This is a genomic window from Bacillus sp. 17RED48 (assembly GCF_019837545.1).
Lineage (GTDB): Bacteria > Bacillota > Bacilli > Bacillales > Bacillaceae_G > Bacillus_A > Bacillus_A wiedmannii.
In genome coordinates this window covers 422,032-442,618 of record NZ_JADAXG010000002.1, presented here as the reverse complement: position 1 = coordinate 442,618, position 20,587 = coordinate 422,032, and the positions used below count along the sequence as shown (strand labels likewise).

At 36.2% G+C, this 20,587-nt stretch carries 24 protein-coding genes; all 24 read left to right on the top strand.

The window, feature by feature from the left end; all coding sequences use genetic code 11:
- Positions 1 to 93 precede the first annotated feature (93 nt).
- Positions 94 to 1,404, top strand: coding sequence for a ribosome biogenesis GTPase Der (gene der / locus ILT06_RS08915; protein ID WP_001125888.1), 1,311 nt, complete (start codon positions 94 to 96; stop codon positions 1,402 to 1,404).
- Between the two features lie 18 nt (positions 1,405 to 1,422).
- Positions 1,423 to 2,445 carry an NAD(P)H-dependent glycerol-3-phosphate dehydrogenase gene (locus ILT06_RS08910; RefSeq protein ID WP_000161770.1) on the top strand — a complete coding sequence of 341 codons (1,023 nt, stop codon included), beginning with the start codon at positions 1,423 to 1,425 and terminating at the stop codon, positions 2,443 to 2,445.
- Positions 2,446 to 2,560: 115 nt separating this feature from the next.
- Entirely contained in the window at positions 2,561 to 2,812 is a 252-nt protein-coding gene (locus ILT06_RS08905; protein ID WP_000369753.1) for a stage VI sporulation protein F, read from the top strand.
- Positions 2,813 to 3,078: 266 nt separating this feature from the next.
- Entirely contained in the window at positions 3,079 to 3,282 is a 204-nt protein-coding gene (locus ILT06_RS08900) for a DUF2768 domain-containing protein (RefSeq protein ID WP_001288995.1), read from the top strand.
- 64 nt (positions 3,283 to 3,346) lie between these two features.
- A complete protein-coding gene (locus tag ILT06_RS08895; RefSeq protein ID WP_064476619.1) occupies positions 3,347 to 4,060 on the top strand; it encodes a hypothetical protein in 714 nt (237 codons plus the stop codon).
- A gap of 242 nt (positions 4,061 to 4,302) precedes the next feature.
- Positions 4,303 to 5,781 (top strand): stage IV sporulation protein A, encoded by a 1,479-nt coding sequence (gene spoIVA, locus ILT06_RS08890; RefSeq protein WP_000416522.1) that lies wholly within the window; start codon positions 4,303 to 4,305, stop codon positions 5,779 to 5,781.
- Positions 5,782 to 6,079: 298 nt separating this feature from the next.
- Complete coding sequence (locus tag ILT06_RS08885) at positions 6,080 to 6,352, top strand: HU family DNA-binding protein (RefSeq protein WP_001043860.1); 273 nt, start codon at positions 6,080 to 6,082, stop codon at positions 6,350 to 6,352.
- A gap of 120 nt (positions 6,353 to 6,472) precedes the next feature.
- The gene (gene folE, locus ILT06_RS08880) at positions 6,473 to 7,042 is read left to right on the top strand and encodes a GTP cyclohydrolase I FolE (RefSeq protein ID WP_001151478.1); all 570 of its coding nucleotides are present in this window, start codon (positions 6,473 to 6,475) and stop codon (positions 7,040 to 7,042) included.
- 212 nt (positions 7,043 to 7,254) lie between these two features.
- Positions 7,255 to 8,004, top strand: coding sequence for a heptaprenyl diphosphate synthase component 1 (locus tag ILT06_RS08875; RefSeq protein ID WP_002096763.1), 750 nt, complete (start codon positions 7,255 to 7,257; stop codon positions 8,002 to 8,004).
- A gap of 29 nt (positions 8,005 to 8,033) precedes the next feature.
- On the top strand, positions 8,034 to 8,747 hold the full coding sequence (gene menG, locus ILT06_RS08870) for a 2-heptaprenyl-1,4-naphthoquinone methyltransferase (protein ID WP_001187666.1): 714 nt from the start codon (positions 8,034 to 8,036) through the stop codon (positions 8,745 to 8,747).
- A gap of 39 nt (positions 8,748 to 8,786) precedes the next feature.
- Positions 8,787 to 9,749 carry a heptaprenyl diphosphate synthase component II gene (gene hepT, locus ILT06_RS08865; RefSeq protein WP_064476618.1) on the top strand — a complete coding sequence of 321 codons (963 nt, stop codon included), beginning with the start codon at positions 8,787 to 8,789 and terminating at the stop codon, positions 9,747 to 9,749.
- Between the two features lie 124 nt (positions 9,750 to 9,873).
- Entirely contained in the window at positions 9,874 to 10,320 is a 447-nt protein-coding gene (ndk, locus tag ILT06_RS08860) for a nucleoside-diphosphate kinase (RefSeq protein WP_222655024.1), read from the top strand.
- A 273-nt stretch (positions 10,321 to 10,593) separates the two neighbouring features.
- Positions 10,594 to 11,766, top strand: coding sequence for a chorismate synthase (gene aroC, locus ILT06_RS08855; protein WP_064476617.1), 1,173 nt, complete (start codon positions 10,594 to 10,596; stop codon positions 11,764 to 11,766).
- On the top strand, positions 11,766 to 12,851 hold the full coding sequence (gene aroB / locus ILT06_RS08850) for a 3-dehydroquinate synthase (protein ID WP_064476616.1): 1,086 nt from the start codon (positions 11,766 to 11,768) through the stop codon (positions 12,849 to 12,851). The genes aroC and aroB overlap by 1 nt, the downstream gene beginning before the upstream one ends.
- 116 nt (positions 12,852 to 12,967) lie before the next feature.
- Entirely contained in the window at positions 12,968 to 14,080 is a 1,113-nt protein-coding gene (gene hisC, locus ILT06_RS08845; RefSeq protein ID WP_064476615.1) for a histidinol-phosphate transaminase, read from the top strand.
- Positions 14,081 to 14,200: 120 nt separating this feature from the next.
- Entirely contained in the window at positions 14,201 to 14,344 is a 144-nt protein-coding gene (locus tag ILT06_RS08840) for a hypothetical protein (RefSeq protein WP_179194479.1), read from the top strand.
- A gap of 99 nt (positions 14,345 to 14,443) precedes the next feature.
- Positions 14,444 to 15,706, top strand: coding sequence for a tetratricopeptide repeat protein (locus tag ILT06_RS08835; protein WP_064476614.1), 1,263 nt, complete (start codon positions 14,444 to 14,446; stop codon positions 15,704 to 15,706).
- Positions 15,707 to 15,779: 73 nt separating this feature from the next.
- Positions 15,780 to 16,316, top strand: coding sequence for a ReoY family proteolytic degradation factor (locus ILT06_RS08830; protein WP_001095922.1), 537 nt, complete (start codon positions 15,780 to 15,782; stop codon positions 16,314 to 16,316).
- A 154-nt stretch (positions 16,317 to 16,470) separates the two neighbouring features.
- Complete coding sequence (locus ILT06_RS08825) at positions 16,471 to 16,926, top strand: YpiF family protein (protein ID WP_000872168.1); 456 nt, start codon at positions 16,471 to 16,473, stop codon at positions 16,924 to 16,926.
- Between the two features lie 143 nt (positions 16,927 to 17,069).
- Positions 17,070 to 17,582, top strand: coding sequence for a menaquinol-cytochrome c reductase iron-sulfur subunit (qcrA, locus tag ILT06_RS08820; protein ID WP_001290419.1), 513 nt, complete (start codon positions 17,070 to 17,072; stop codon positions 17,580 to 17,582).
- A complete protein-coding gene (qcrB, locus tag ILT06_RS08815; RefSeq protein ID WP_000932700.1) occupies positions 17,583 to 18,257 on the top strand; it encodes a menaquinol-cytochrome c reductase cytochrome b subunit in 675 nt (224 codons plus the stop codon).
- 43 nt (positions 18,258 to 18,300) lie between these two features.
- Complete coding sequence (qcrC, locus tag ILT06_RS08810) at positions 18,301 to 19,068, top strand: menaquinol-cytochrome c reductase cytochrome b/c subunit (RefSeq protein ID WP_000554600.1); 768 nt, start codon at positions 18,301 to 18,303, stop codon at positions 19,066 to 19,068.
- Positions 19,069 to 19,188: 120 nt separating this feature from the next.
- Complete coding sequence (gene lhaT, locus ILT06_RS08805; protein WP_098102214.1) at positions 19,189 to 19,779, top strand: lipoprotein heptaprenylglyceryl N-acetyltransferase LhaT; 591 nt, start codon at positions 19,189 to 19,191, stop codon at positions 19,777 to 19,779.
- Positions 19,780 to 19,804: 25 nt separating this feature from the next.
- A complete protein-coding gene (lit, locus tag ILT06_RS08800; RefSeq protein WP_000739736.1) occupies positions 19,805 to 20,491 on the top strand; it encodes a lipoprotein intramolecular transacylase Lit in 687 nt (228 codons plus the stop codon).
- Positions 20,492 to 20,587: the final 96 nt, after the last annotated feature.

Sequence of the window (20,587 nt, the reverse complement as noted above, 5' to 3'; positions counted from 1 at the left end):
ACGCTGAGAAATATTCTGGAATGCAAATCCCTTCTTGCACAAAGAAGGGTTTTTTACATAATAAACAGAAGCAAGTTGAAAGGATGAAAGTATATGCCGAAACCAGTAATAGCAATAGTAGGCCGCCCGAACGTAGGAAAATCTACTATTTTCAATAGAATTGTTGGAGAAAGAGTTTCAATCGTAGAAGATATACCAGGTATAACACGAGACCGTATTTATAGTGCGGGAGAATGGTTAAATCATGAATTTAACATTATTGATACAGGTGGAATTGATATTGGAGACGAGCCGTTCTTGACACAAATTCGTCAACAAGCGGAAGTAGCGATTGATGAAGCAGATGTTATCATTTTTATGACGAATGGTCGCGATGGTGTAACTGCAGCAGATGAAGAAGTTGCTAAAATTTTATATCGTTCTAAAAAACCAATTGTACTTGCGGTAAATAAGGTTGATAATCCAGAAATGCGTAGTGATATTTATGATTTTTATGCATTAGGATTTGGCGAGCCATTCCCGATTTCAGGTACACACGGTTTAGGACTTGGTGATTTGTTAGATGAAGCTGCAAATCATTTTCCAAAGATTGAAGAAGAAGCGTATGATGATGAAACAATCCGTTTCTCTTTAATTGGCCGTCCAAATGTAGGGAAATCATCACTTGTAAATGCACTTCTTGGTCAAGAACGTGTAATTGTAAGTAATATAGCGGGAACGACACGTGATGCTGTTGATACACCATATAGTAAAGATGGTCAAGATTATGTAATCATCGATACAGCTGGTATGCGTAAAAAAGGGAAAGTATACGAAAGCACAGAAAAGTATAGTGTACTTCGTGCGCTTAGAGCGATTGAACGTTCTGACGTTGTTTTAGTCGTTTTAGACGGAGAAGAAGGAATTATTGAACAGGATAAAAAAATTGCTGGATATGCTCATGATTCAGGACGTGCTGTTATTATCGTCGTAAACAAATGGGATGCAGTGAAAAAAGATGAAAAAACAATGAAAGCATTTGAAGAAAACATCCGTGCTCATTTCCAATTTTTAGAGTACGCACCGATTGTATTCTTATCTGCGAAAACGAAAAAACGTACACAAACATTATTACCAGTTATTAATGAAGTAAATGAAAGTCATAGTATCCGTATTCAAACGAACGTATTAAATGATGTAATTATGGATGCGGTAGCGATGAATCCAACACCAACTCATAATGGTAGCCGTCTGAAAATCTTCTATGCGACACAGGTTGCGGTAAAACCACCAACATTTGTTATATTTGTAAACGATACAGAATTAATGCACTTTTCATATGAGCGCTTCTTAAAGAATCGTTTACGTGAAGCGTTCGGTTTTGTAGGAACGCCGATTCACATTATCGCTAGAGCAAGAGACTAATGGAGAGGATGTGATTTTATGACAAAAATCACAGTAGTTGGAGCAGGTAGCTGGGGAACAGCGTTAGCGATGGTATTAGCTGACAATGGACATGATGTACGTATTTGGGGAAATCGTTCTGAACTTATGGATGAGATTAATACAAAACATGAGAATAGTCGATACCTTCCAGGAATTACATTGCCAAGCACAATCGCAGCCTACTCTTCTTTAGAAGAAGCATTAGTAGATGTAAATGTAGTACTTCTTGTAGTACCAACGAAAGCGTATAGAGAGGTATTACAAGATATGAAGAAATATGTAGCGGGTCCGACTACTTGGATTCATGCAAGTAAAGGGATTGAACCTGGTACGTCAAAACGTATTTCGGAAGTGATTGAGGAAGAAATTCCAGAGGGCTTGATTAAAGACGTTGTTGTACTGTCTGGACCGAGTCATGCTGAAGAAGTCGGTTTACGTCAAGAGACGACGGTTACGTCTGCAGCAAAGCGTATGGAAGCTGCTGAGGAAGTACAAGATTTGTTTATGAATAGTTACTTCCGTGTATACACAAATCCGGATATTGTTGGGGTTGAGCTTGGTGGTGCGTTAAAAAATATTATCGCATTAGCTGCTGGGATAACTGATGGACTTGGATTAGGTGATAATGCGAAAGCGGCATTAATGACACGTGGTTTAACGGAGATTGCTCGTTTAGGAAGAAAAATGGGCGGAAATCCATTAACGTTTGCTGGTCTAACTGGTATGGGAGACTTAATTGTAACTTGTACAAGTGTTCATAGCCGAAATTGGCGCGCTGGAAATATGCTTGGAAAAGGACACTCTTTAGAAGAGGTGTTAGAAAGCATGGGTATGGTTGTAGAAGGTGTAAGAACAACGAAAGCTGCTCACGAATTAGCAGAGAAAATGGAAGTTGAAATGCCGATTACAGCTGCTTTATATGACGTGCTGTTCAATGGGAATAATGTGAAAGATGCAGTAGGCTCATTAATGGGACGTGTTCGAAAACATGAAGTGGAAGCTATACCTGACTTACTTTAAAGAAAAGCGACAGAAGTACATTTGTACTTCTGTCGCTTTTTATTTTTATGGGTCTTTTCACCATTTTTTTAATTTTGCATAGGATGAAGAGTAACTTGAGGAGAGGGTGAAAAGAATGGATAATAACATTTTTAATAACATTGAAAAAGAAGCGAAAGTGAATAAAGAAGATATTTTTAAATTAGCATCATCTGTACAGAATGCGAACTTACGTGATGAGACTGTGCTTCGTCAATTGATTCATCAAGTGGCTCTTATGGCAGGACGTGAAGTGCCGAAAGAACAAGAGGATCAAATTGTAAAAGCGATCATTAACAATAATATGCCCGCTGATTTTGGCTCGTTAAGCAAAATGTTTAAAAAATAAAATATAAGAAACAAAGAGTTTGTAGATTGCATATGATAGCCATGAAAGTATGGGAATAGAGCTGTTTTGGGCATATTTGGTCAACCGAAGCGAGAGATATACTCGCTTCGGTTTTATTTTTATCTAGATTAGTGGAAGATGCGAAAAAACCTGTTGATTAAAGTTATATATTCGTAATTTGTAGTAAAATGTTCTTTTTGTATTTGTTTAAAGATTTTAATTTGTTAAAATAGTATAAAAATAGATTAATAAAAAGGGGTGTGTATATGTCAGAAGGGCTCATAAAAATGTGGTTTGCTTTAGGAGCAATTGGATTTATGTTTTTTGCAGTAAGTTTTATTTTACTAAGTAGATACAAAATAAAGAATAAATTTTTGAAAGGGATTACAGCGTTAGTAGCGTACACCCTTATGATTGTGTCAGGAATTGTTATTTTTCTTGTTGTATTTAGTGGACCTGTACAGCAGTAAAGGGAATGGTCTCGAAAATGCTACATACGGAGCAAGTTATATTAGTATGAAAAGGTGATTGCTAGTGAAAAAAGTCCATATTATTTTAATATTTTGTTGTATGAGCCTTTTAACAGGATGTCTGTATCCGAAAGAAAATATGAAACAAAATGCTGTTCCTTATGAAGATCAGATACAGGTTGTTCAAAAAGCTATAGTGACATTTAAGGAGCAAAATGAGGGTATATTGCCAATTAAGACGCGGGATATGAGTACGCCTATTTATCAAAAGTATCCAATTGATTTTCAAAAGATTGCTCCGCGCTACATACAAGAAGCGCCAGGAAATGCGTATGAAAGTGGAGGAGTATACCAATACGTATTAATAGACGTTGAAACAAACCCGACAGTAAAGTTAATTGATGTTAGGATGGCTGAACAAATCCAGGAATTATCATTAAAGCTTAGGATGTATCGAGATGAACATCAATATCCACCTTTTAAAAAGGTAATTTCAGATGGTGTGTATGAATTAGATTTCAAAAAACTAGGATATAAAGATGTACCGCAAGTGACAAGTCCGTATTCTGGTAAAGGGCTTCCTTTTGTAATCAATGAAAAGGGAGAAATTTATGTTGATTATCGAATCGATTTATATGAAGCGTTGAAAAAAAATGAAGGGCAATTTAAGGAGGGGGAAGATATTCGGAATATACTTTCGAAAGATTCTCCATTTGTACCTGCGTATTCTTTACCGTATACGGTAAAGAATGGAGAACCAATTTTTTTAAAATCATAAGTCATGAACCTTTCTTTTAGTGAATAAGTTCTAGAAGAAAGGTTTTTTATGTTACACAACTTGCGATGCAAACAAAAGGTATTTTTTAATAGTCATATGAAATTGGACAAAATTATATGATATATTGTCCGAACTTCTAGAATACCATTATATTATATCAGATATTATAGGCAACGTTAGAGAAGGTATTAGTTGACTATAAATGTGGAATTATTCCCAAAAATATTGAGGGAGGGAATCACTTGGAAAAGGTAGATATTTTTAAAGATATTGCGGAACGCACAGGCGGTGATATTTATTTTGGAGTTGTAGGAGCTGTTCGAACAGGGAAATCAACATTCATTAAAAAATTTATGGAACTTGTAGTTATTCCTAATATTGAGAATGAGTCTGACCGTCAAAGGGCGCAGGATGAACTGCCTCAAAGTGCTGCTGGTCGTACAATCATGACGACGGAACCGAAGTTTGTTCCAAACCAAGCGGTTTCTATCGAAGTAGATGAAGGTCTTGAAGTGAATATTCGATTGGTAGATTGCGTTGGATATACGGTTCCAGGAGCAAAAGGCTATGAAGATGAGAATGGCCCACGCATGATTAATACTCCTTGGTATGAAGAACCTATTCCATTCCATGAAGCTGCAGAAATCGGAACACGTAAAGTAATTCAAGAACATTCCACAATTGGTGTTGTAATTACAACAGATGGAACGATTGGTGAAATTCCAAGAAGAGATTATATAGAGGCAGAAGAACGCGTAGTAAATGAGTTAAAAGAAGTCGGAAAACCTTTCATTATGATCATCAACACTGTACAGCCGTATCATCCAGATACAGAGCAATTGCGCCAAAGTTTATCTGAAGAATATGATATCCCAGTCATTGCGATGAGTGTAGAGAGTTTAAGGGAAACAGATGTGTACAATGTGCTTCGAGAAGCTTTATTTGAGTTCCCTGTTTTAGAAGTGAATGTTAACCTTCCGAGCTGGGTGATGGTGTTAAATGAAGGACATTGGTTACGCCAAAGTTATCAAGAAGCTGTTCAAGAGACTGTGAAGGATATAAAACGTCTTCGTGATGTGGACCGTGTCGTTTGGCAGTTTAGTCAGTATGAATTTATTGATCGAGCGAGCCTAGCTGGCATTGATATGGGGCAAGGTGTAGCAGAGATTGATTTATATGCACCAGATGAATTATATGATCAAATTTTAAAAGAAGTAGTAGGAGTAGAAATTCGAGGGAAAGATCATTTATTGAAGCTTATGCTCGATTTATCTCATGCGAAAGTAGAATACGATCAAGTGGCGGATGCTCTGCGTATGGTAAAGCAAACAGGATATGGTGTAGCAGCGCCTGCGTTAGCTGACATGAGCTTGGATGAGCCGGAAATTATTCGTCACGGTTCAAGGTTTGGTGTAAAATTAAAAGCTGTAGCTCCGTCTATTCATATGATTAAAGTAGATGTGGAGTCAACGTTTGAGCCGATCATTGGTACTGAAAAGCAAAGTGAAGAATTAGTTCGTTATTTAATGCAGGATTTTGAAGATGACCCATTATCAATTTGGAATTCTGATATATTCGGACGTTCACTTAGCTCTATTGTTCGAGAAGGCATTCAAGCGAAACTATCTTTAATGCCAGAAAATGCGAGATATAAATTAAAAGAAACGCTAGAAAGAATTATTAATGAAGGATCTGGCGGATTAATTGCGATTATATTATAAGAAAAAATCCCTCTCATCGTAGAGGGATTTTTTTGATTTTCGCGTATAGAATAGAGAAATAAACAGTCATTATCTAATATATTGTTGTAAATTGTCAAGTTTCATCAGATTTTCACATTTTAAGAGTAACAATTTCCTTAAAAATATTGAATTATAAAGGAGAATCGTATAATATAGGCGTTGATAATGATTTATCTACATCTTTGTAGTATAGAATTTGTAAAAATTGCCTACAAATGAAAGTAAGACTCATTTTATGATCATTATACAGTCTTATCTTTGGGAGGAGGTGAATGGCATGAACAAGACAGATTTAATCAATGCTGTTGCAGAAGCAAGTTCCCTTTCTAAAAAGGACGCAACAAAAGCAGTAGACGCTGTTTTTGATTCTATCTTAGAAGCTTTAAAACAAGGTGATAAAGTACAACTGATCGGATTCGGTAACTTCGAAGTTCGTGAGCGTGCGGCTCGTAAAGGTCGTAACCCACAAACAGGTGAGGAGATTGAAATCGCTGCAAGTAAAGTACCTGCATTCAAACCTGGTAAAGCGTTAAAAGATGCGGTTAAATAATCCTTACATATTAACAGGGAAGAAGAGTTTCCTTTTTGGGAACTCTTCTTTTTGCTTTTAAAAACATAAATATGCTAGAATGTGTTCGTATCACTTTTAGGTTTTCGGGAGGGCTAGCGGATGGCAAAAGTTAATTTAGAACAAATTGAACATGCAGTACGCCTTATTTTAGAGGCAATCGGAGATGACCCAAATCGTGAGGGAGTACTTGATACACCAAAGCGTGTGGCAAAAATGTACGCAGAAGTGTTCGCGGGTATGCATGAAGATCCGAAAGAACATTTGCATAAAGTGTTCGGAGAAGATCACGAGGAGCTTGTATTAGTAAAAGATATACCGTTTTATTCGATGTGTGAGCATCATTTAGTTCCATTCTATGGAGTTGCTCACGTTGCATATATTCCGCAAGGCGGAAAAGTGACAGGGTTAAGTAAATTAGCTCGAACTGTAGATACAATTGCACGTCGTCCACAACTGCAAGAACGTATTACATCAACAGTAGCGAACTCTATTATGGAAGTACTAGAGCCGCATGGTGTAATGGTAGTAGTAGAAGCGGAACATATGTGCATGACGATGCGTGGTGTGAAAAAGCCGGGCGCGAAAACTGTAACAACAGCAGTACGTGGTGTGTTAGAAAATGATGCAGCGGCACGTAGTGAAATTTTATCTTTTATTAAAACAAAGTAAAGAAAAGTAGGAAACTGCTTTTCTTTTTTTTTTATGTAAATAAATGATATAGTTTTAGCAAGGCAGAGTGAGAATAGAAAGACTACTAAAAAGAATGGAAGATGTTATTTAGTTCGGTGGAAGTTTGGAAAGAGTAGTCAAGTTTTGGTTATAGAAAATAGAATGTATGTGTTATAATAAGTTTTATGAATTAGAAAACAAGGGTGATTTTTGTGTGTGACATCTACGGAGGGTATGCGGGTATAAGAGAGAAATTGATGGAGAAATTACGCCATCCTTATTTTATAAACTATATTGAAGAACCATTTATTGATGAAGAAAAAATAGCATTGTTATATGGTGCTTTAAAAAGTGAAAATTTACATATAGAACAAATTGAGCATTATGTAGTAACGATTATGCTTGTGCAAATTGCGCTTGATACACATGAAAGAGTATCAAATAAAGCAGGGGAAGAAGCGGTTGAATCGCATAAACGTCGCCAGTTAACAGTACTTGCTGGTGATTACTATAGTGGGTTATATTATTACTTATTGTCTATGAATCGTGATATTGTTTTAATTCGCGCGCTTGCTGAAGGAATTAAAGAAATTAATGAACACAAAATAATGTTATATCAAAAAGCGCATGAAACGATGGATGACATAATGGAAAGTGTAGTAACGATTGAGTCTGCACTCTTGCAAAAAACATGTGATCATTTTCATGTATCGCATTGGAAACCATTTATAACGTATGTACTAGGAAAAAACCGTCTTCAAAAAGAATGTGAACTGCACGCTGATAAACAACATTCACCTGTTTTTCAAGCAGTTCAAGGGATTATGAAGGATAAAGCGGAGGTAGAAACAGTTATTCATGGATGGATGATGGAACTCAGAAAGAAAGAAAATCAATATTTGGAAAACCACACAGATATAAGCGAAATAAACTCTGTGTTAAGAGATAAATCGAAGACATAAGCAATTTTACATTGGAAGAAGGTACGAGCATGCAACAATCAAAAGAAGAAAGAGTACATGATGTATTTGAGAAAATCTCTGATAAATACGATGTGATGAATTCTGTCATTAGTTTTCAAAGACATAAAGCGTGGCGTAAAGAGACGATGCGCATTATGGATGTAAAACCAGGTAGCAAAGCTCTTGATGTATGCTGCGGGACAGCGGACTGGACAATTGCGCTAGCTGGGGCGGTAGGTGAACAGGGCAAGGTTGTTGGTTTAGACTTCAGTGAAAATATGTTATCTGTCGGTAAGCAAAAGGTAGAGGCGTTACAATTAAAACAAGTAGAACTTTTACACGGGAATGCAATGGAGCTTCCATTTGAAGATAACACATTTGATTATGTAACGATTGGATTTGGTTTACGTAACGTACCGGATTATATGCACGTATTAAAAGAAATGACACGTGTAGTAAAACCAGGTGGAAAAGTAATTTGTTTAGAAACATCTCAACCAACAATGATTGGTTTTCGACAAGGGTATATTTTATACTTTAAATATATCATGCCGTTATTTGGAAAGTTATTTGCGAAAAGTTTTAAAGAATATTCATGGCTGCAAGAATCTGCTAGTACATTCCCAGGTATGAAAGAGTTGGCTCATATGTTTGAAAAAGCTGGACTTGAACATGTACAAGTGAAGCCGTTTACTTTTGGGGTAGCAGCGATGCATTTAGGTATGAAACCAGAATCAAAATAGAAAAAAAGAAAAAAGAAGTTTTAGGTTAAGGTGAACAATATGAAGTTACAACTTATGTACTCTTTTTTACGATCGGATATTAATGTGATAGAAAAAGAATTAAAAAAGACAGTTGCTTCTGAACAGCCATTGGTAGAAGAGGCGGCATTACAACTTATTGAAGCTGGTGGGAAGCGAATTCGTCCTGTATTTGTGTTGCTTGCGGGAAAATTTGGAGATTATAAGTTAGATGCAATTAAGCATGTAGCTGTTGCGTTAGAACTTATTCATATGGCTTCTCTTGTTCACGATGATGTTATTGATGCTGCATTTTTACGACGTGGTAGTGCAACTGTGAATGCGAAATGGGGAGATCGTATTGCAATGTATACAGGGGACTATTTGTTCGCTAAGTCTCTTGAATGTATTACAAATATTGAAATTCCAGAGGCGCATCAGGCGCTATCGCATACCATTTTAGAAGTGTGTAAAGGTGAAATTGAACAAATTAAAGATAAATACAATTATGACCAAAATTTACGAACGTATTTAAGAAGAATAAAGCGAAAAACAGCATTATTAATTGCTGCGAGTTGTCAACTAGGAGCGATTGCTGCTGGTGCTAATCGTGATACGGTAAATCGACTATTTTGGTATGGGTATTTTGTAGGAATGTCGTATCAAATTATTGATGATATTTTAGACTTCGTTTCCACAGAAGAGAAGCTTGGAAAACCTGCTGGCGGAGATTTACTACAAGGGAATATTACGCTTCCTGCCCTATACGCTATGGAAGATCCAGTGCTTCGTAAGAAAATCATATCTGTACATGAAAATACAACAGCGGACGAAATGAAAGAAATTATTGAGGCTGTAAAGAATAGTACCGCTATTGATCAAGCATTTGCGTTTAGTGAACGTTATTTACATAAAGCATTAGAAATTATAAAACCACTCCCACGTGGACAAGCGAAGTATGCATTACAAAATGTAGCAAAGTATATTGGAAAACGAAAATTTTAGTGTTTTTTCTAAAAAATAAAATAATCTCTCTATTTCAAAACTATTGCACAATTGTGATAAGGGTGTTAATATGTGTGTGGGGATATACAATTACATACATAATTCAGAAGTGGAGAGATTTTTTATGGAAAAAACATTTCTAATGGTAAAACCAGACGGTGTACAACGTGCCTTCATTGGGGAAATCGTAGCTCGTTTTGAGAAGAAAGGCTTTCAATTAGTTGGTGCAAAATTAATGCAAGTCACTCCGGAAATTGCTGGACAACACTATGCTGAGCACACAGAAAAACCTTTCTTTGGTGAATTAGTTGACTTTATTACATCTGGACCTGTATTCGCAATGGTATGGCAAGGTGAAGGTGTAGTAGATACAGCTCGTTACATGATGGGTAAAACAAGACCACATGAAGCAGCTCCTGGAACAATTCGTGGAGATTTCGGTGTAACTGTTGCGAAAAACATTATCCATGGTTCTGATTCGTTAGAAAGTGCAGAGCGCGAGATTGCTATTTTCTTTAAGGAAGAAGAATTAGTTGACTACTCAAAATTAATGAATGAATGGATTTACTAATTATTTTGAAATAATTTGTAAACGCTTTAATCACTGTGATAATAGTAGAAAGTGCAAGGAGAATAGGGGTATTCTTCTTGCACTTTTTTTATTTCAATTAGTTACGAAGTTAGAGCTGTTATGATATATTGATATGTAAAGTAAAAGGCCTATCGGAGAATAAGCGAATGGCTGATCAAATATATAATTTCTTTCATATTTTTAGAGTAAGGAAAGATAATATCATTGCTTAATATAGCGGGATAAATACATATACGAAAAGAGGAATAACGTATGCGATATATTACAGCTGGTGAATCTCATGGTCCACAACTTACAACGATTATAGAAGGTGTTCCGGCAGGACTGCCTTTAGTAGCGGATGATATAAATGAAGAGTTAGCTAGAAGGCAAAAGGGGTATGGGCGTGGTAGACGCATGCAAATCGAAACAGATCAAGCGCAAATTGTAAGTGGTGTTAGACATGGAGAGACATTAGGTTCTCCAATTGCACTTGTTGTTGAAAATCGTGATTTTGCACATTGGACAAAAATTATGGGCGCAGAGCCTTTAACGGAACAAGAAGAAAAAGAAATGAAAAGGAAAGTAACAAAACCAAGACCTGGACATGCTGATTTAAATGGTGCGATTAAATATGGTCATAGAGATATGAGAAATGTACTTGAGCGTTCTTCAGCACGCGAAACGACAGTGCGTGTAGCTGCTGGTTCGGTTGCTAAAAAAGTGTTAGCAGAACTTGGTATTACAGTGGCTGGCCATGTAATTGAAATTGGCGGTGTTGAGGCTCAGGAAATTACGTATAGTTCAATTGAAGAATTAAAAAGTATTACAGAAGCATCACCTGTACGTTGCTTAGATGAAGAATCAGGTAACCAAATGATGAAAGCAATTGATGATGCGAAAGCAAATGGTGATTCAATCGGTGGAATCGTTGAAGTGATTGTGGAAGGAATGCCAATTGGGATCGGTAGCTATGTGCATTATGACCGAAAACTGGATGCAAAATTAGCAGCCGCAATTATGAGCATTAATGCTTTTAAAGGCGTCGAGATTGGAATTGGTTTTGAAGCAGCGCATAGACCGGGAAGTGAAGTTCATGATGAAATTCTGTGGAACGAGGAACATGGATATACACGAAGAACAAATAATGCAGGTGGATTAGAAGGCGGTATGACGACTGGAATGCCAATTGTGGTGCGAGGTGTGATGAAACCGATACCTACACTATATAAACCTCTTCAAAGTGTAGATATTGAAACGAAAGAGCCTTTTACAGCGAGCATTGAACGTTCAGATAGTTGTGCTGTGCCAGCAGCTAGTGTCGTTGCAGAAGCGGTTGTGGCTTGGGAATTAGCGACAGCTTTAATAGAACAATTCGGATTAGATCGTATGGACCTTATTCGTGAAAATATTGAGAAACATAATGAATATGCGAGGGGATTTTAATGGGAAACATACATATTCAAACGAAATCAAAAGAATATGATGTACATGTAGGAAAAGAATCGTTGTCACATTTGACAACAATCATTCAAAACATGCAGCCATCTGTATCAAATATCATGATCATTTCAGATGAAGCTGTTGCATCTTTCCATTTACAGACAGTTGTAGATGCATTGCAAATAGAGCAAAACGTATTTTCATTTGTCGTACCGAGTGGTGAAAAAGAGAAGTCTTTTGAAAATTTCTATGCGGCTCATACGTCAGCTCTTGAAAATAAATTAGATAGAAATTCTTTAATTATCGCACTTGGAGGCGGGATGATTGGAGATTTAGCTGGTTTTGTTGCTGCGTCGTTTATGCGTGGAATTCGCTTCGTTCAAGTTCCAACGACTTTATTAGCTCACGATAGCGCTGTAGGTGGGAAAGTAGCGATCAATCATCTGTTAGGTAAAAATATGATCGGTGCATTCCATCAACCGGAAGCAGTTGTATATCATACGCCGTTTTTACAGTCACTTCCTGAAAAAGAGTGGCGTTCAGGTTATGCAGAAGTGATAAAACATGCTCTTATTGGTGATGTAAAGCTGTATCATTGGCTAAAAGAAGAAGTGCAAACATTAGCGGATCTTCGTGATGAGAAGTTAATCCATATATTAACGAAGGCAATTCCTGTAAAGGCAAATATTGTATCACAAGATGAAACAGAAAAAGGTGTACGTGCCCATTTGAACTTTGGACATACGTTAGGCCATGCTCTTGAAAAAGAACTAGGATATGGAAATATTACTCACGGTGACGGAGTAGCGGTTGGAATGTTATTTGCCTTGTTTTTAAGTGAGCAAGTGTACAAAGTTGATCTTTCTTATGAAGAGATGAAGCAGTGGTTCTTAAAGTACGGCTATCCAAAAATGCCAAGTGATTTGAATGTAGAACGCCTCGTTCAATTGATGAAACAGGATAAGAAAGCGAATGCTGGAGCAATTCATATGGTGCTAATGCAGGAATATGGGGTAGTGAACGTCGTATCTATTCCAGATGAGACTGTTCATCTTGCGTTAGAGGCATTTCAAAAGGATATGGCTTAAGAGGTTGCGAAGTGCTTGTTTAGAGGTATTCTCGTAATAGTGACGGTAATGATAAACGATTATAGTAAGGGATTATAACCGTATTGTAATTGAATAAAATGACTGGGGGAAGAAAAATGAGAGTGAAAGAGCAATTGTTAACTTTGAGAGCATATGTACCTGGGAAAAATATTGAAGAAGTAAAAAGGGAATATGGATTATCAAAAATTGTGAAATTAGCATCGAACGAAAATCCATTCGGTTGCTCAGCACGCGTAACAGAAGCATTAACTTCTTTAGCGAGTCAATACGCTCTTTATCCAGATGGATATGCATTTGAACTTCGGACAAAAGTAGCAGAGCAGTTAGGTGTCAAAGCAGAACAACTGTTATTTGGTAGTGGATTAGATGAAGTCATTCAAATGATTAGCCGTGCATTACTACACGAAGGAACAAATGTTGTAATGGCGAATCCAACATTCTCGCAATACCATCACCATGCTGTTATTGAAGGAGCAGAAGTTCGTGAAGTACCACTAAAAGATGGCATTCACGATTTAGATGCGATGTTACAGCAAGTAGATGATAAAACGAAGATTGTATGGATTTGTAACCCAAATAATCCGACAGGTACATATGTAGAGAAACAAAAATTACTTTCATTTTTAGAATCAGTTCCTAAGTCAGCGCTCGTTATTATGGACGAAGCATACTATGAATATGCCGGAGCAGAAGACTATCCGCAAACATTACCACTTCTTGAAAAGTATGAAAATCTTATGGTTTTACGCACGTTTTCAAAAGCATATGGTTTAGCTGCTTTCCGTATCGGATATGCGGTTGGTAATGAGAAGTTAATTGGGCAACTAGAAGTAGCAAGGTTACCATTTAATACATCGACTGTAGCGCAATCTGTAGCACTCGCTGCATTAGAAGATCAAACGTTTTTACAAGAATGTGTGAAAAAGAATGAAGAAGGATTAAATCAATATTACGCATTTTGTAAGGAATATAACGTATTCTATTATCCATCTCAAACAAATTTCATTTTCTTAAAGCTCGGTGTTCCTGGTAATGAAGCTTTCGAACGATTAATGAAAAAAGGCTATATTGTTCGTTCTGGTGCTGCATTTGGTATACATGATGGTATTCGTATTACTGTAGGTTTGAAAGAAGAAAATGATGAAATTATAGAATTATTGAAAGAGCTTGTAAACGAGCAAGTAAAGAAAGAAGAAACATACTCTTAAGAGTGTGTGAAGGCTCCTATATAGGAGTCTTTTTATTTAAATAAAGATCGAAGTGGAGAAGGCCTGTAAAGCTTGATCCGTGTGTGTTAATAATTAATAAGGGAAGTTATTTGCACGGTAATGAAAGAAAACGGTACAATAGAAAGTAGTAATGCGGTATCGGTGTCATATTCGAATGTTATCAGTGAAAGTACAAGAAGAAGTATGCTCATTCTAAAGGTTGCGTTCGTACACATAGTTGCTTATGATAAAGTGACACTTTAATCAGTGAGGGGATGCTCATTCTCTCACTGATTATTAGTCCGCACCAATCGGGGGTAAATGAACAGAAAAGAATATTTTTTAGAATTAAAGGAGACGTTTATGCAAAAGTTTGAACAAGCTGTTTCATATATTGAAAATGGTGAAGCGGAAAAAGGATTACAATTATTAAAAGAGCAATTAAAAGTTGCGAATGATGAAGAGAAATATGATATTGCTCGTTACTATCATACACTTGGATTTACGGATGAAGCGTTAGCGATTACAGAAGACTTGCGTTTATTGTATCCGGAAGAAAGTGAATTCACTGTATTTTTAGCAGAATTATATATTGATCTAGACAAAGAAGATGAAGCAATTGAAGTGCTTCATGATATTCCAGAAAATGATGATTTATATGTCCAATCGTTATTACTTGTTGCAGATTTATTCCAAATGCAAGGTTTCGATGATGTAGCAGAACAAAAACTATTAAAGGCGAAAGAAATGATGCCTGACGAACCTGTTATTACGTTTGGATTAGCAGAGTTATATAGTAGTAAAGGTGAAGAACAAAAGGCAATCACTCATTATGAGTCGCTATTAGCGGAACATAAAGTAATGGGTGGAGTTGTCATTGCACTTCGCCTCGCAGAAACGTTAAGTGCGATTGGGAATTGGGAAGAAGCGATCTCTTACTACGAAGCAGGTTTAGAGGAACAAAAAGATATCCACTCATTATTTGGATATGCCTTCACATTATACCAAGGTGAAGAATACCAAAGAGCAATTGGTGCTTGGCAAGAACTAAAAGAATTAGATCCGGAGTATGCATCGCTTTACATGTATTTGGCGAAAAGCTATGAAAAAGAAGGAATGCTTCAAGAAAGCTATGAAACACTTCAAGAAGGAATTAAAGTAGATGAGCTTTCTGTACCATTTTATGTAGAATTAGCGAACATTGCGGCGAAATTAGGAAAAATAGCGGAAGCAGAGGAAGTGCTTCAAAAAGCGCTTGAGTTAGATCCAGGACATTTAGGTGCGATATTAAAATATGCGTATATCTTAAAAGAACAAGAAAAATATGAAGAGTTAATTGCAGTTGTAGAGCGTGCGATTGATAGCGGAGAACCAGATACACAACTACTTTGGGATCTTGCGTTTGCAAAAAAACAATTAGAAATGTATTCGGATGCATTAAAACACTATGAAAGTGCATATACTTCTTTTAAGAATCATCCAGACTTCTTGGAAGAGTACGGTTATTTCTTATTGGAAGAAGGTATGCGAAAAGAGGCGAAAGAAGTATTTACTCAGTTAATACAACTAGACCCGACACAAATTCATATTGAAGAATTGTTATATAATTTAGAGGATTTTTCATAAGTTGGAAGGAAACTGAATGCCGCTTCTTGAATCTAAAAAGAAAAGAGAAAGACAGAGGAGGGACTTAATTGCTATGAATACCCCTGTTTCTGTAAACGAGAAGAAGGATTTTGTAAAATGGTTTTTGAATAATTACCAACTGAAACAGCGTGAATGCGTATGGATTTTGAATTATTTAATGAGTCATGACCAATTGATGCATAAAGTCCACTTCGTAGAGCATGCAAAATATTGTCCGCGTGGTTTAGTGATGTCCGCGAATTGTGTGAAGGACACACCATTTCACTTTTTTAAACAAAATGTTATGACAACAGATGCTGAAAAATCGTTTCATGATATTCGTTTAAATCGAGATGAAGATATTTATATTCAACTCAATTTTAAATCATCGTTTCAAAATGCCAATTATGTAGCTGTATTAGAAGAAAACCCGTATTTACCAAAGCATATTGAAGTAAATGAAAAAGATCGTTTACTTGCAGAAAGATTTTTAGAAGAAAGTGTATTTTCTTTTAGAAGAGAACGTCTTTTGAAACAAATTGATGAAGCGCTGGATAAGCAAGATAAGGAAGCGTTTCATAAGTTAACAGCTGAGTTAAAGATGTTATAGAATTCATTTGGATTCATAAAATTTTACAAATTTCAGACTTTTTAAGAAAAACTACCTTAATATAGGTAGTTTTTCTTTTTTTACCTCTTTTAGTATGGTTTAATATATATAAAGTGAAAGTTCTGTAATTTGTAGATGAAGGGAGGGAAGACATTTGAAATGGAGTGTAAAAGATGTGGAGCAGTTTGAGCAAGCAAGAGAGTATGTAGATACCGGTGTTATACCACTTTTATCAATTTCGGCAGCAAAAGAAATGAAAATGGTAGTAGAACAAGGTGAATTTATCGAATTGTTGAGTATGGAGTTGGAAAGAGAATATAAAGGAAGAGTACTTTTACTACCTGCATTTACGTATTTAGTAGAAAGTCAAAAAAATGAAAAAGGTCGTTTGCAAGAATGGACAAATCATTTGCAAAAGCAAGGTTTTAAGCATATTGCTTATGTTACAAGTGATTTTTCATGGAAAGAAGATATGCAAGAGTTACAAGGAGATTTATTTTGGTTTCCTTCATTAGCGTTAGAACAATTTAGTGATCAAGCGAAAAGAGAAGTTATTCATGCACATATAAAAAATATAATGGTGATGTTAGAAGAAAAATGGGGAAAGTAATAATAAACAGAAAGTTCTTATTATTACGAGTAGTATGATATTGACCTGTACCTAAGCGTATTATATCATGATAGTGTCCTAGTTTTTATTTTTTATATAATTTATCACGAGGGGACAATTTCTGATAGAGGGGGGAAATTTTCGTGAGCGAGAAAGAACATCGTGTATCAAGAAGACAGTTTTTAAATTACACCCTTACAGGGGTAGGAGGCTTTATGGCAGCGGGTATTTTAATGCCGATGACGCGATTTGCGCTTGATCCGGTGTTAAGAAAAGAAGCGGGAACGGATATGGTTGCTGTTGCACAAGTAAAGGATATTACAACAGAGCCGAAACGTTTCGACTTTAAGGTGAAGCAGGTTGATGGTTGGTACAAGTCCGAAGAGCCAAAATCAGCTTGGGTTCATAAAGATGAAAGCGGAGACATTGTTGCGTTCTCTCCGGTATGTAAACATTTAGGGTGTACAGTTAACTGGAATTCGGACAAAGCACATCCGAATCAATTCTTTTGTCCATGTCACGGGGGCCGTTACACAAAAGACGGGATGAACATTAAAGGCACGCCGCCCCTTGCTCCGCTTGATGTATACGAGTCCAAAGTAAAAGATGGAACGCTGTATTTAGGAAAAGCGAAGCCAAAAGGGGGTGCAAAGTAGATGCTAAATAAAATTTATGATTGGGTAGATGAAAGGTTAGATATTACACCAATATGGCGTGATATCGCTGATCATGAAGTACCTGAACATGTAAACCCGGCACATCACTTTTCTGCATTCGTTTATTGCTTTGGAGGACTTACCTTTTTCGTTACTGTAATTCAAATTTTATCAGGAATGTTTTTGACGATGTATTATGTGCCTGATATTAAAAATGCTTGGGAATCGGTTTATTATTTACAAAATGAAGTTGCATATGGGCAAATTGTTCGTGGGATGCACCACTGGGGCGCTAGTCTCGTCATTGTAATGATGTTTTTACATACACTTAGAGTTTTCTTCCAGGGTGCGTATAAAAAGCCTCGTGAGTTAAACTGGATTGTTGGTGTTCTTATTTTCTTTGTTATGTTAGGTCTTGGTTTTACCGGATATTTACTACCGTGGGATATGAAAGCATTATTTGCTACGAAAGTAGGGATTCAAATTGCAGAGCAAACGCCACTCATTGGTCCTTATATTAAAACATTACTCGCTGGTCATTCCGAAATTGTTGGCGCTCAAACATTAACTCGCTTCTTTGCTATTCACGTCTTCTTCTTACCAGCAGCACTTCTAGGTTTAATGGCCTTCCACTTCATCATGATTCGCAAACAAGGTATTTCCGGTCCGCTATAAGAGATTGCTAAATTAAAGGGGAAAGAACTAAAGGAGGGAGATTATGCATCGCGGCAAAGGGATGAAGTTTGTAGGAGATTCTCGGGTACCAGTAGCTAGGAAACCAAATATTCCGAAAGACTATTCTGAATACCCAGGAAAAACAGAAGCGTTTTGGCCGAACTTCTTGTTAAAAGAATGGATGGTTGGTGCAGTTTTTTTAATCGGTTATTTATGTTTAACAGTGGCGCATCCGTCACCACTTGAGAGAATGGCGGATCCAACTGATGCCGGATATATACCACTTCCAGATTGGTATTTCTTATTCTTGTATCAGTTATTAAAGTATTCTTATGCTTCTGGTTCATTTACTGTAATTGGAGCGTTTATTATGCCAGGGATTGCGTTTGGCGCATTACTATTAGCTCCATTTCTTGATCGAGGACCAGAAAGACGCCCGTTAAAGCGTCCTGTAGCAACTGGATTTATGCTTTTAGCCATTGCATCAATTATCTTTTTAACTTGGGAATCTGTAGCACACCACGACTGGGAAGCTGCAAAAAAACAAGGAGCAATTGTAAAAACAGCACCAGTTGATAAAAATGATGACGGCTATAAATTAATGCAAAAAAATACTTGTTTAACGTGTCACGGTGACAATTTACAAGGCGGGGCAGCAGCACCGGCACTGCAAAATTTAACTTTAAAGCCAGAAGAAATTGCTAAAATTGCGAAAGATGGAAAAGGTTCAATGCCTAAAGGCGTATTTAAAGGTACGGATGAGGAATTGAAGAAGCTTTCGGAATTCATTGCTAAGTATAATAAAAAATAATAAAAAGCTGACTACAAAATTTGTAGTCAGCTTTTTATTTTGATGAAAGAAAGTTTACTATATAATAGAGTAGAGTTTGAGGAAAGAATGACTTTGTTTGAAAGGTGTTGGACATGCAGCTTGGTTTATTTGTATGCAATGTTAAGACAACGCTCTGTATTATTATTTTTATTAGTTGTTAACATATTAGGTACAATATACGGATTTATATGGTATGGAAATCAATTAAAAGAGACCTCACCTATATTTTGGCCGTTTGTACCTGATAGCCCGATGGCGAGTCTCTTTTTTGTCTTTGTTTTAATTGCTTTTTTAAGAAAGAGAAATTGGGGGTTAATAGAGGCGTTAGCGATTGTTACTTTAATAAAATATGGTATATGGGCTGTTGTTGTAAATGCAATTATGATCTATGTAAAAGGTCCCATTGGTCTTATCGGATATCTGTTAATGTTTTCGCATTTTGCGATGGCAGTACAAGGATTGTTATATGCACCGTTTTACCGTATAGAAAAATGGCATTTTGCGGTAGCGGCTATATGGACATTACATAATGATGCAATTGATTATTTATTTTGGCAAATGCCGAGATATGGAATTATGCATTTGTTTGTAGAAGAAATTGGTTACTTTACGTTTTGGCTAAGTATCACCACACTATGTATTACATATTATTATTGCTTGCGTGAGAATCGAAAACAGTTTTCTTTATGATTGTTAGAACATGTAGGGGGAGAAAATGAAGAAAAATAAGAGTGGTACAAAAATATTGGATCGATTGATTACTATAGTTGTTTCATATAGCATAGCATTTTCTATATTTGCACTCGCAACAACGGCGGTTGTATACGGAAAATGGCTATATTATTTTGAAATTGATTTTTTAAACATTCCAGATTTAGCGGATATGACGAAGGATGATATTAAAAGAAATTATGATGTGCTTATTACATATTTATCGCCGTTTTATGATGGAGCATTGCAGTTGCCAACATTAGATATGTCTACAAATGGCCGTATTCATTTTGTAGATGTTAAAAATATTTTAGTAAAGATTCAATATGTAATGTATGCGACAATTATGATTGCAATAATAGGCGGCATTTATTTATTAAAAAAGAAAAATGAAAAGTTTTTACTGCACGGATCAATTTTAACAATTATCTTACCGATCGCGCTCATGTTACCGATCGCTATTAATTTTGAAAAGAGTTTTGTATTATTCCATAAGCTTTTATTCAGTAATGATTATTGGATGTTTGATATTGAAACGGATCCAATTATATTAATGCTACCAGAAGAATTCTTTATGCATGCTGCGTGTGCAATTTTATTATTTATTTTATGCGGCAGCATACTTTGTTACAGCTTGTATAGATATTTCGTAAAAAAGAAAAGGATTTCAAAGGAAAAATTCTCTGTTTAAAGAGAATTTTTTTGTTTGTAAAACGATAATATATTTTTCGGTCCAGTACTGTTCTATTCTTGTCCAAATTAACATATTTTGTACTAGTAGTTATAG